Genomic DNA, 13,137 nt, shown 5'->3' on the forward strand with positions numbered 1-13,137 from the left:
AAGAATTTTTTTATTGAACTAATCATGGATAGCGATTTTAAACTTATGCTTCAGCAAGTATGCCTTCTTTTAAAATTTGTCCAAATCGATACATATCTTCATACGAACAGTAAAAAGGAACTGGAGCTAATCGAATAACATTAGGCTCGCGCCAATCTGGTATTACGCCATTTTGCATTAAATATTCAAATAATGTTTTGTCGTGACCATGAAGAAATACCGACAATTGACATCCTCGTTCCTTTGGTGTAATTATTTCGAATGATCCTTTTACCTCTTTGGCAATTTCTTCTAGCACAAACTCTAGATACGCAGTTATTTTATTTCGTTTTTCAATTAATGCTTGCATTCCAACTTCTTCAAACATTTCTAATGAGGCTAAATACGGAGCTAATGCCAAAACCGGTGGATTACTAACCTGCCAAGAGTCTGCACTTTGTGTGGCCTCGAATTCAGGTTTCATTAAAAAGCGAGTTTTTTTATTAGTACCCCACCAACCTTCAAAACGTGGAATGTCTTTTTCGCTTAAATGTTTTTCATTTACAAAAATTCCGGATGCATTCCCCGGCCCACTATTCATATATTTATAACTACACCATGCAGCAAAATCGACATCCCATTCATTCAATTTCAATTCAACATTGCCTACACCATGAGCAAGATCCCAACCTACATTAGCACCAACTGCCTTGCCTGCCTTTGTAATGGCTTCCATATTAAAAACTTGTCCGTTATAATAATTAACACCCCCTATTAGAACTAAGGCCAACTCGTCACCTATTTCATTAATTTTATCAAGAACATCCTCGGTATGCCAAGCATTTTCACCCTCACGTTTTTTCACTTCAACTATAACTTCATCGGGATCAAGACCATGAAATTTCACCTGACTATTAAGCATATATTGATCTGAAGGGAAGGCCTTTTCTTCACAAATAATTTTAAACCGTTTTTTATTAGGGCGATAAAAAGATACCATTAGAAAATGCAAATTAACTGTCAAGGTATTCAAAACACAAATTTCTTTGGGCTTTGCTCCTACAACTTTAGCTAATGGCGCTGCAAGTCTTTCATGATAATCCCACCAGGACTTTTCTGCGTGAAAATGACCCTCTACACCAAGATTTTTCCAATCTGTCATTACATCATCAACATACTTTTGGGTACGCTTAGGCTGTAAGCCAAGAGAGTTGCCTGTAAAATATATTACATCTTTACCGTCTACTTGTGGAATATGAAATTCAGTGCGATATTTTGAGAGCGAATCTTGTGCATCAAGTTTACGTGCAAAGTCTAAAGAATTTTGAAATGTCATGTACTAAATTTGTTCAAAAATACGCATAATGCCCTACAATTTAAATGGGTAAATTAGTCTTCTAAACGCATTTCTATTAAGTGATTTTTAAAGCCTGCTTTTTCATATGCCTTAATAGCTCCGACATTTTCTTCATAAACTGTAAGTCTAATTTCTTTGATCCCTTTTTGAAATGACCATTCTTTTAGACCATCTATTATTTTTCTATTTACGCCTTGCCCTCTATAGTCTGGCGAAGTGTACATAAAGCCGAGGTACGAAAATTGTTTATGATCTAAATATGGTTTTGCAATTTTAATTTGTGCATAGCCAGAAGCAATTAATTTACCCTCGTGTTCACCAACCAAAACTTCGGCATCATACGAAACTATTAATTTTTGCAAATCGTAATAACTTATTGGGTCCTTAGCCAAAGATGGGTCAAATGGTCTTTCTGCTTTTATTATCCCTTGTTCAAATTCCAAAAGCGACGGTAAATCTTCAATAGTAGCCTTTCTAAAAATAATTTCCTCCATAAAATTCATGCTTATTTGAAATTTCAAGGTAGTTTTAAATCTATATTTTTACAAAAAATTACCAATGCATTTTTTATCACCAGATTTAGAAGAATATATTCAAAATCATTCCGAAGATGAGCCAAAGCTTTTACAAGAACTCACTCGCGAAACTCATTTAAAAGTTATACAACCAAGAATGATTACTGGTCATTTTCAGGGAAGAGTACTAAGTATGCTTTCTAAACTAATTAATGCAAAGAACATTCTGGAAATAGGCACCTACACTGGTTATTCAGCGCTGTGTTTAGCAGAAGGATTACAAGACAACGGAACATTACATACCATTGATGTTAACGCTGAATTACATGAAATGCAGCGTCGTTATTTTGATAAAAGTGAGTATGGAAATCAAATTGTTCAACATACAGGTAATGCTTTAGAAATTGTACCAGAATTAAATGCAGTTTTTGACCTTGTATTTATTGATGCTGAGAAAAAAGATTATCCAAATTATTTAGAAGTTGTTTTAAAAAAGGTTAAAAAAGGAAGTGTCATTTTATCAGACAATGTATTGTGGTCAGGGAAGGTTGTAGCACCATTAAGTCCCAAAGACAAAACAACAAAAATACTTTTAGACTATAATAAAAAGCTTAAAGAAGATCCACGATTAGAAACCGTTTTATTACCTATTAGAGATGGGCTCACCTTCAGTAGAGTCTTGTAAAGCAAATTATTCTATTGAATATCTTCTGTAAAGATTTTTGTAAAGGTTATTAAATAGAAATGCAAATACAACACCAACAAACGCCCCAACAAGTATATCACTAGGAAAATGTACACCTAGATAAATTCTGCTATAAGAGAAGAGTAAAGGAAAAACCCAAATGAGATTAATTAATGGTAATTTCTTTCTTAAAAGCAAAACCGCCATAGTTGCAAAGCAAAAAGAAAATGCAGCATGCCCAGAAAAAAAGCTAAAATTACCACTCTCTTTTACCACCCTAATTATTTGGTTAATTGTTTCATCATTATTTGGTCTTAAACGACCAATAGTATTTTTAGTTAAAGTAACAAAAGCTTGCAACGCGAGCAGCATAACGATGTATGTAACCAATTTCCAAATAGCAATTTTAGAAGATTCTTTCCAGAAGAGAAGTGCAATTACAATTAAAAATAATGGAATCCAAGGCGGAAACTTTGTTAATGTTTGCCAAACAGAATCGTAAGAATCAGTTCCCAGATTATTGAAATAAATTAGAACTTGACGATCTATTTCTAATAGCCTATCAAGCATACAGTGTTATATTATTTTCTTTTTATAGAACCAGAAAATTTCTCAACACCATCTTTAACTTCATTTATTTCATCGGTAAGACCAGAAGTTAAATTACTTTTTACGTCTTTAATATCTTTTTTAATATCATCAACAAAGCTAGTATCAATACCCTGCTTATCAGCACTTTTTTGAATCTCCTGCTTTATATCCTCAGTAGCATCTTTAAGTTGACGCATACCTTTCCCTAATCCCTTAGCAATACCAGGAATCTTATCAGCTCCGAATACCATTACCACGATAAACATGATAAAGAATATTTCGCCTCCACTTATAAATAAAGAAATCGTTAAAAACATAAGAACAAATATAATGAAGTTTAAACAGAAAAAACCTGTTAGATTACCACCTTAACAAAAAAGTATTGCGGAATTTTATCTAACAGGTTTCTCGAACGAAAAGGAAATCTTTAAGTTACCCTTTTATTTTCTCTTTGAATTGGTCAAAATCAGACTCTTGCTCTTTTTTCGGCCATGAATTATTCGTCGTATCAATATCAGCAGTTTCTAATTTTGGATCGATAACAATGTTAGTAAGTTCTTTTTGTGATGATAACACCAATTTCACTTCACTGCCATTCTTTCTCCATATTTCTGCCGGATACGTAATATCCTCAGTAGATCCGTCTGCATATGTATATTCTACTATAATTGGCATGGGTATTCCACCTGGACTTTCGTAAGTAACCTCATAGAAATACTTAGGCTCTTTAACAGCCTTTCTTTCAGCTTCAGACATATTATCCATCATAAATTCTTTCAAAGTCGTAGAAGACTCAGAAGGAGCTTTTCCTTTTAAATTAGGGTCAAAATCCTCAGCATCTTCATCAGCCAAATATACAAGTGGTGGTAAATCGGCAGCAGTTAAGTTTCTTGCTTCCATATACTCTTGCATCTTTTTAGATGGCTTATCTGTTACATAGTATTTTTTAATTCCTTTTACACCTATATCCACATAATCAGTAGTATAGAACCATCCTCTCCAATAGTAATCTAAATCTACCGCAGAAGCATCTTCCATAGTTCTAAAGAAATCTTCTGGTGTAGGGTGTTTAAACATCCAACGCTGGGCATACGTTTTAAAAGCATGATCAAAAAGTTCGCGACCCATAATAGTTTCACGTAATATATTTAATGCAGTTGCCGGCTTACCGTAAGCATTTGGTCCTAATTGAAATACATTTTCTGGGTTAGACATTATTGGTGCAATCGTACTTTGGTCACCAGCCATATAAGGCACTATTTTAGAGGGTTCTCCTCTTCTAGACGGATATGCTTTGTTTGGCGCAACAGCTTCAGGATATAATTCACCAAATTCTTGTTCTGCCATATATTGCATAAAAGTATCCAAGCCTTCATCCATCCAACCCCATTGGCGTTCGTCAGAATTTACAATCATTGGAAAGAAATTGTGTCCAACTTCATGAATAATCACACTTATCATTCCGTATTTAACACGATCAGAATAAGTACCATCTTCGTTTGGTCGCCCGTAATTCCAACAAATCATCGGATATTCCATACCTTGATTTTTCGCATGTACAGAAATTGCTTTTGGATAAGGGTAATCAAAAGTATGCGATGAATATGATTTTAACGTATGTGCAACGGCCTTAGTAGAATATTCTTCCCAAAGCGGATTTCCTTCTTTCGGATATAATGAAACAGCCATTACATCTTTATTACCAACTTTTACAGCTTGCATATCCCAAATAAATCGTCTAGAAGTAGCAAAACCGTAATCTCTAACATTTTCAGCTTTAAACTTCCAAGTTTTCTTCTTATCAGAAAAACCCTTTGCAGCTTCAACAGCTTCATCTTCAGTTACAATTAGTACTGGTTTATCGTATGATTTTTTCGCTTTTTCATAGCGTTTCATCATCTCTTTAGAATAAACCTCTTTTCTATTTTGTAACGTACCAGTAGCATCAAGTATATGGTCAGCAGGTACTGTAATATTAACTTCGTAATCACCAAAAGTTAAAGCAAATTCACCGTTACCCCAAAATTGATGGTTTTGCCAACCTTCAACATCATTATAAACAGCCATTCTAGGAAAAAACTGAGCAATTACATAGGCACGGTTTCCATCTGCAAATTCCTCATAACCAGAACGAGCTCTATCTACAGTATGGTTTGGAATATTATAATTCCATTTAATAGAGAATGATATTTGCTCTTTGCTTTTTAAAGGTTTAGGCAAATCAATACGCATCATTGTAAAGTTGATTGTATGTGTCAAAGGTTTACCTGAAGCGTCTTTTACTTCTTCAATAATAAATCCCCCATCAAAAGGCTCACCCATATATTTACCAGCAAAAGTACTTGCCTGTTCTGCCATAGGCACTCCTCCACCATTTTTTAATTTTGCTTTAGAATCTTTCTCTCTAATATTTTGATCCAATTGAATCCAAAGAAATTCTAAATCATCTGGTGAATTATTAATATATGTTATGGTCTCACTACCACTAATTCTGTGATTTTTATCATCAAGTTCTATATCCATCACATAGTTAGCCTGTTGTTGATAATATTCATGACCAGGCGCACCAGAAGCCGAACGATAGCTGTTTGGAGTTGCGAACTCTTCATAAAGTTGTTTAAATTTGCTCTGGTTTACATGACCAGGCTCTTTCGTTTTTTCTGCTTCTTGCACTTGTGCAAATATTACTGCACTAAATAGAAACATTAGGGCTGTAAAACCGTATTTTATCTTATTCATTTGTTGGGTTAATTTATAATCTTGGAAAATTAATAGATTTTTAATGATTTGTTAATAATGAGTTACAATTTTAACATTCCTTTATCATTATTCTTTACTAAAACAAAGCTCTTTTTGAGTCCATTAACCTTAATATGAAGCAAATTCTGTTGTTCATCATACAAATCGGTAAGCACCTCATTTTGAACAGCAATAGATTTTATTTTTTTTATATCAATATTAGGTACTTCCAAATAAAAGATAGCAAGATCGTTGTCGTACTTTTTACCCAGAAATTGATACTCAACTTGGGCACCATTTAATTCTAGCACAAATTTAGATCTTATATATTTTTGCAGATATTCTGATGCTATATCAGACTCATCTTCTGTTGCAAGTTTAGCTTCTATATCATAACGTGCTTTAAGTAAAGCCTCTAAATCATCAATAAAAATTCTTGAAGTAATCTGAATAGAAGAATATTTCTCTGAATAACTAACATTCGTTACACTCATGTAAAACTTGTGTATTGTTGCGAATGCCAGAAGCGGCAAAATCAGCAAGAACACAGTATGTTTAAAATTCTTCATATTCATTTAATTAGACAAGCAAAAATAAGCAAAGGCTATGCCATTATTTAATTAGCTTGCTTATTAAAAATTAGTCATTACAATCACTTAAAAATCAGCAATAACCCACGAACAGTATATATCACAATAACAAATAGTTATAATTTAATCTAGATCATTATTTTTTCGATAAATAATACTTTTTCTCCGCATATATTCCCATATTTTCAAACGATCATGACTGTCGACAATAGTCTGAAAACCCTCATCTACTTCACAGAAATACATAAAAGCGTCAATCTCATCTTCAGGTATTTTTAAATCCGTTCTAAAAAGTGAATCCACATAAAAAGCACGCACTCTTTGTGTTCGACTATATTGAAAGTTTCGCTGTACACGTTGCTTCAACATTTTGGTACGCCCAGTAATTGCATTAATAAGCGGATCTATGCTCATAATCGGATTCGCAGTGGCTGCAAACAATTCACGTTCTGCCTTAGATGGTAACTTTACATAGGCATTAGGTAAGTTTAAAGTAGAAGCTGTAATTATTCTACCTGTATATAAATTAGCGGCATCTCGCGACAAATCAGCCGAAAGATTGTAGGGTCTGACCACCACTTCCGATAACTGAGTTAGCGCATCATCCATTTGTATTTGCACAAGTTCTTGTTCTAACAATGCCAGTGTAACAACTACTTCTTTGCGCTTAAACTGTACTGCAGAAATAACTAAAGTATCAAAAATCTTTACTGGAATCTCAAAAAATCCATCAATATCTGAAATTGTAAATTTATTGCTGGAAATATTTAATATATGAGTTGCGGCCACATCTCCATCCGCACTATAAATGCGACCTTGCAATTCGGTGTGAAACTGATCCTGGGCACACACTATTGTGGTCAATAAAATAAAAATAGCACTAAGAAGATTATTTATCCGCATCCATTTGGGTTCGGTATTCTCTACTTTGATTAACTAAAAAATCTAATAACTGAAATTCATTGTCTTTTTTCAACAATGCTTTCTCATCCATATTTTCATCTACAAAATATAGAAAATTCTCTATATTTTCTTGTGGCAATTTTAAATCGATTACAAAAAAATCATCGCTATATACTTGGCGTAATATCTCACTAGGTTTTAATTTCGGTAAATTTTCTTTTTCCTTGTTTTTACCACTAGCTAAAATCGCCTTAAATATATTTATAAAATTAATTCCGTCTTTCATTCCCCGTTCTGATTGCGACAACGAAATATTCTCAACTTCCGTGGTACGATCTATTTCGTACTCCACTTCCTTAAATTTTTCGCTCTGAGCTTGCAAAAATTTCTCCTTATCTTCTGGCGAAACAACTACTTCATCTAGTTCAGTAACCTTTTCATTTACTTCGACCACCAATCTATTATTTTCTAAAATAGCCGCTGTAATTTTCACTACTTCCAACTCATAATTCAAGGCAGTAAATGCCAATTCATCTCCTTCTTTTACGTTAATGGCAAACTGCCCGTTAGCATTGGTAATTGTTGCCATTTCGGTAGTTATATTAATAACATTTTCATTGGGTACATTTACATCTCTGTAAATAACTTGCCCACGCAATAATGTTCTCGTATTCTCTTGAGCATTAGCGAAGGTGAAACCAATAAAGATTAGAATAATGTAGAAATTTTTCATAGGGTTTAAAGTAAAAACAAGTTTAGCTCTAAAAAAAAAGTATGCAACTAAACTTTTGTTAATTTGTATCCGTAAATTATTATGCTAATGTATGATTTTACTTATGCATATGAACCATTAAGCCATTCGTTTAACCATTTAATCGTTAAATATTTACTATGTTATTGCTTAATTGTATTTTTGGTAATGCTATAATATTGAAAAGGAAAATAAATCTCCTCCCTATGAGAAACTCACGATTAACCCTACTTATCGCACTTTTTGCCATGCCCGCTTTGTTCGCGCAAATTAAGATTGGCGATAATCCTCAGGCTATTTCACCTACTTCGGTTTTAGAACTTGAAAGTAACGACCGTGTTTTGGTAATTACTAGGATTAACACCACGCAAATGAATGCAATTGTGCCTAACCAAGGTGCACTAGTGTATAATACGGACACACAGTGTATTCATTATTTCGATGGTACACAATGGGTTAATTTATGTAATTCTGCAGGTTTTGAAGTTGCAGAAAATAGCATTAGCAGCATACACGTTATAGATTTTAGTCTTACTGGCGACGATATACAAAATGGTTCTATCGGTCCAGGAAAATTGCAAAATGAATCGGTAACTCAAGAAAAACTAGGCGAAAATTCTGTTGGAGCCTATGCTTTAGATAATGCCAATATAGGGGTTACGGCATTTGATAATGATGCAGGGTATATAACTGCTGCTGATTTAGACATTGTAAGTGCTGCTGCAGGTAATGTTATTACAGACAACGGAGGTGCATACTATGACGATTCTTTTCTTATTGCAGATATCGCACAAAATGCAGCAGATATAGCACTTGATAATGATACGAATGCCAATAACGAGATACAGACCTTATCTATTGCTGGAAATATTCTTACGCTTACGAATCCAAATGGTGATCATGTGATTACATTACCAGCAGGTGGCAGTACCGAAATTGCAGATCAAACAACAATAACCGGTGCAGGTACTGCTGCTGATCCTTTTACTATTGAACCTGGAGGGAATAATCAAGTTTTAACAACCAATGCAAGCGGTATTATCCAGTGGCAAGCAGGTGCAACAGGTGGAAGCACTGAAATTGCGGATCAAGCAACAATTACAGGTGTTGGAACAGCTGGGGATCCCTTTACTATAGAACCAGGTACTAATGGCCAATTTTTAACTACCGATGCTAGTGGTGATGTCATTTGGCAAACGGTTGCTCCTGGAGTGGGAGAAGTAAATAGTGGAAATAATATAGGAAGCGCAGGTATTGGTCCATATATAGCCAATAACGGTACTGTTTTAGAATTCAAAAATATAAATTCATCAACTGCTGTTCTAAATGTAGGTGATGACCTAATTAACAATGAAATCGATATAAGTATAGCTCCAGGTACGGCTGACGGCCAAATATTAGAATGGGACACGGCATTAAATGCTGGAGCTGGAGGCTGGAACATTGTGGCTGGAGGTTCAGGAACAATTAACGAACAGTCTATTGCCCTGAATGAAACTGCAAATGAGATTGAATTATTAGATGATGACGGTACAACTGTAGGCTCATCAGTAAAACTTGATGGCACTTCAGTAGAAGTTGCAAATAATGGTACTGATGATGTCATACAAATAGCTGAAAATGGAGTCACTTTAGACAAGTTAGCACATCCGGACCCAGCGGCCGTTATTCCTCCTGCTGATGGAGATGTTATGGTTTGGGATAATACAGCACTAGAATGGGTCATAGAAGCACAAGCAGCGGCCCCTACCGGTACAGCGAATGCAATATTCTTTGCAAATAACGACCCAGCTAATTTAGGTAAACTAACTACAGCAGATAATAACCTAAATACTTTTGACGATGGGGGGTTTTATTGGGATAGTAATGCGAGAGAAGTTGGCGGAGATAATTACGGAGCTTTATTTGTTGGTTTAAATGGAAATCCGCAATCGGATGAGGTTAAAGTTCATATCGCAGATAGTAAACCAGGCTTTGCATATGCATTAGAATTGCAAAATCGTAATAATGGTACTGGAACAACCACTGGTATATTATTCTCAACTGAAGGCTCAACGACTTATGGCAAAGGTGGACTTGTTTACGAAAGAACGCAAGGTTATGCTCGAGGCGATTTTCATTTTCTTCAAAATTCAACTACAAGTCAGATAAGCACAGATTTAGCCGACAAAGCATTTACTGTTCAAAATAATAAGGATATTATGGTTTATGGAGGTATTGACATCGATGGAACTCGCGACGGTCTTCTAACAGGAGTTGGTACGGGTACCGCAGGCCAAGTCTTAACTTCAACAGGCTCTGGAATCCAATGGACAGCAAAAGGCAGTGGAATTTCACCAACAGATAATGAAGCAAACGACGGACTAAGCGAATATGTAGCTGCAACCGGTTATAATATAAATGTTGATGATTCTACTATAGAAATTGTTGGAGACGAATTGGTAGTCAAGGCTGATGGAATTACAGCAAATGAAATTGGTGATGACGAAATTGGATTAAATCATTTAAAGGATAATAGTGTTGGTTCTATTCAAATAATAAATGAATCCATTGTCGCAGAAGATTTAAACCAAATGGGGGCTGTTCTGAACAATGTTCTAAAATGGAATGGCTCCGAATGGGCACCAGCGGTTGATGCTGGAGGAAGCGCCTATTCTCCTGGAGCTGGACTTTCATTAAGTGGTAGCACTTTTTCTGTTGATGATTTAGATGGAGATGTAGAGGGCCCAACAACGGCAACAGTTATCGCTAATGACGCCGTGACCACAGTAAAAATAGCTACAGATGCAGTCACGGCCGACAAAATTGCTCCATCACTTACCGATGGCCTAATTCTAAAAACAAGCGGAACAGACGTAATTTGGTCTGAAGATTTTAATATAGGTGCCTCAGATTTAACCCTTTCAGCAGATAGAACTTTAGATTTAGATGGCAATAATTTGTTGTTTAGTGGTGCTGGTGGCATTGGAATAGGAATCCTTCCAGGCGACCCTTTAGTTAAATTAAGAGTTAATGGACAAATAAGAGGCTCAACCTTTCGTGCAGGAAACGGAGGAGTTAATTTACCAGCTTATCGGTTTGAAAATGATGCTAATTCCGGTATGTTTTTACCAGCTGTAAATGAATTAGGTTTTTCTACTTTAGGTACTGAAGCATTAAGAATTGATGCCATACAAAATGTTGGCATCGGTACAGGTGCAGCAATAAATGCAAATGCCAAATTACATGTAAATGGCAATATATATGCAGAAAATGGAGATTTTTATTCTATAAGTGGCGGAGTGATAGCAGGCATTCCTGACTATGTTTTTCAACATTATTTTATAGGACAATCTAAAATAAAGCCAGATTATAATTTTAAATCATTAGAAGAAATTAAAACCTTTATTCAAACAAATCATCATCTTCCAGGAATTAAATCGGCTGCTACTGTTAAAGAAGAGGGTGAGTGGAACTTAACAACCTCTAACATCCAAAACCTCGAAAAAATCGAAGAGCTATTTTTACATACCATCGAACAAGAAAATAAAATAAAAACTTTACAAACCGAAAATGAAACTTTATCGAGCCAAATGGATGCTTTGAAAAAAGATTTAGAAGAAATCAAGGCACTTTTAAAGGAATCAAACTAGGTATAAAATAACATGAAACACCTCCGCTACATATTCGTTTTTATGGTATTTGCCTTTGGCAATGCCCAATCTGGTAATTACAATCAGGGGAATCTGCGCATACACCAAGATGGAAAAATCGGTTTTCATGCAGACCTAATTAACGACGGGGTTATTGACGACAATATTGGTTTGGCAGGTTTTTATGGCGATGCAAATACTTTAGAAGTTAGCGGTGCTTTTGCAGCTACTTTTTATGATACAGAATTTATGTCGCAAAATGGCGTATTATTAAGTACTCCGATTAACATCGCGAACAATTCTAATTTTATATCTGGTGATGTCATAACTAACCGAACACAAACGGCAATCACTTTAAATTATTTGGATATCGGATTTTCTTCAGGAGAATCAGACATTTCTAAAGTCAATGGTTATGCTAGTATTAACAACCAACAGAGCTTTACTTTTCCTGTTGGCGATGGCACGCAATTAAGGGCTTTAATCCTCAATTCAAGCAGCACTAATGCTATTGCGAAATGTGCGTATTTCTATGAAGACCCTAATAATCCATCAACTTTTACTACAGATTTTAATACCAATGCAAAATCATCTACTATAGGCACTGTAAGCACCGAAGAATTTTGGCATTTAGAAGGCAGTGTACCCTCAACAATTAATATTAGTTGGAATAGTCGTAGCAACATAGGTGTTTTAACAGATGACCCAAATAATGTAATTGCTGTTGGATGGAGCAAAGCAACCAACCAATGGGTAAGTTTGGGTGGTACGTCAACAGGTGATCTAACGCAAGGTTTTGCAGTTTCTGCGAGTTTTGTACCAGATGATTATGAAATTATCACATTTAGCGGCGGCGGTGAACCTACCGACCTATTGACCCTAGACAATTATTTGGTCACGCCTAATGGTGATGGAATTAACGATGTTTTAGAATTTCCTGAATTGGAACTTTCGCCCAACAATCATATGCGCATTTTTGATCGCAACGGTTTAAAAGTATTTGATAAACAGAACTATGTAAATGAATTTAGCGGTTTCTCAAACGTTAATGGTTTTGTGATAAACAAAGAAGAAGGTTTACCATCTGGCGTATATTTCTACATTATAGCTATGGATGATTTAGGACTCGATTTCCAAGGTTATTTATATTTAGGTACTCAAAATCAGCAATAAGCTTCTTCCCTCCTATAATCTATTTACATACTTTTTTAATTGTTTTAAGAAAACCATGATTTTCTTAAAACAGCTACCCTATTTTATAAAATACCACCCCTATTATGGTTGTGATATTACTACTAAATAAATTCAAAAAATTAGCAGTATCTATCACCTCGCGCATCGCCTATAACAGTATGCTATCGATAAAAAACACACTTTATCTTAACAAAAAATCAG

11 protein-coding genes are annotated in these 13,137 nt (G+C 35.0%); 3 read left to right on the forward strand and 8 right to left on the reverse strand.

Annotated elements, in window-relative coordinates:
- Window positions 1-43: 43 nt before the first annotated feature.
- A complete protein-coding gene (kynU, locus tag UH7x_RS02875; protein ID WP_482362213.1) occupies window positions 44-1,315 on the reverse strand; it encodes a kynureninase in 1,272 nt (423 codons plus the stop codon).
- Window positions 1,316-1,368: 53 nt separating this feature from the next.
- A complete protein-coding gene (locus UH7x_RS02880; protein WP_482362214.1) occupies window positions 1,369-1,830 on the reverse strand; it encodes a GNAT family N-acetyltransferase in 462 nt (153 codons plus the stop codon).
- A gap of 64 nt (window positions 1,831-1,894) precedes the next feature.
- Between UH7x_RS02880 and UH7x_RS02885 the strand changes: the two genes are divergently transcribed.
- Window positions 1,895-2,536, forward strand: coding sequence for an O-methyltransferase (locus UH7x_RS02885; RefSeq protein ID WP_482362215.1), 642 nt, complete (start codon window positions 1,895-1,897; stop codon window positions 2,534-2,536).
- A 6-nt stretch (window positions 2,537-2,542) separates the two neighbouring features.
- Here UH7x_RS02885 and UH7x_RS02890 read toward each other — a convergent pair whose 3' ends face one another.
- The 6 genes from UH7x_RS02890 to UH7x_RS02915 form a co-directional block, all read right to left on the reverse strand.
- Window positions 2,543-3,106, reverse strand: a complete 564-nt coding sequence (locus UH7x_RS02890) for a phosphatase PAP2 family protein (protein WP_482362216.1) — start codon at window positions 3,104-3,106, stop codon at window positions 2,543-2,545.
- An 11-nt stretch (window positions 3,107-3,117) separates the two neighbouring features.
- A complete protein-coding gene (locus UH7x_RS02895) occupies window positions 3,118-3,444 on the reverse strand; it encodes a Sec-independent protein translocase subunit TatA/TatB (RefSeq protein ID WP_482362217.1) in 327 nt (108 codons plus the stop codon).
- A gap of 115 nt (window positions 3,445-3,559) precedes the next feature.
- Window positions 3,560-5,866, reverse strand: a complete 2,307-nt coding sequence (locus UH7x_RS02900) for a M1 family metallopeptidase (protein WP_482362218.1) — start codon at window positions 5,864-5,866, stop codon at window positions 3,560-3,562.
- Window positions 5,867-5,928: 62 nt separating this feature from the next.
- Window positions 5,929-6,435 (reverse strand): DUF6702 family protein, encoded by a 507-nt coding sequence (locus tag UH7x_RS02905; RefSeq protein WP_482362219.1) that lies wholly within the window; start codon window positions 6,433-6,435, stop codon window positions 5,929-5,931.
- Window positions 6,436-6,579: 144 nt separating this feature from the next.
- Window positions 6,580-7,359, reverse strand: a complete 780-nt coding sequence (locus tag UH7x_RS02910) for a peptidase associated/transthyretin-like domain-containing protein (protein ID WP_482362220.1) — start codon at window positions 7,357-7,359, stop codon at window positions 6,580-6,582.
- Window positions 7,346-8,092, reverse strand: coding sequence for a carboxypeptidase-like regulatory domain-containing protein (locus tag UH7x_RS02915; RefSeq protein WP_482362221.1), 747 nt, complete (start codon window positions 8,090-8,092; stop codon window positions 7,346-7,348). The genes UH7x_RS02910 and UH7x_RS02915 overlap by 14 nt, the downstream gene beginning before the upstream one ends.
- Before the next feature lie 224 nt (window positions 8,093-8,316).
- Here UH7x_RS02915 and UH7x_RS02920 point away from each other — a divergent pair, with 224 nt between their 5' ends.
- Both UH7x_RS02920 and UH7x_RS02925 read left to right on the forward strand, forming a co-directional pair.
- Window positions 8,317-11,742: a hypothetical protein gene (locus tag UH7x_RS02920; protein ID WP_482362222.1), complete on the forward strand. Its 3,426-nt coding sequence runs from the start codon at window positions 8,317-8,319 to the stop codon at window positions 11,740-11,742.
- Window positions 11,743-11,754: 12 nt separating this feature from the next.
- On the forward strand, window positions 11,755-12,915 hold the full coding sequence (locus tag UH7x_RS02925; protein ID WP_482362223.1) for a T9SS type B sorting domain-containing protein: 1,161 nt from the start codon (window positions 11,755-11,757) through the stop codon (window positions 12,913-12,915).
- Window positions 12,916-13,137: the final 222 nt, after the last annotated feature.

This window comes from Aurantibacter sp. UH7 (assembly GCF_056839165.1).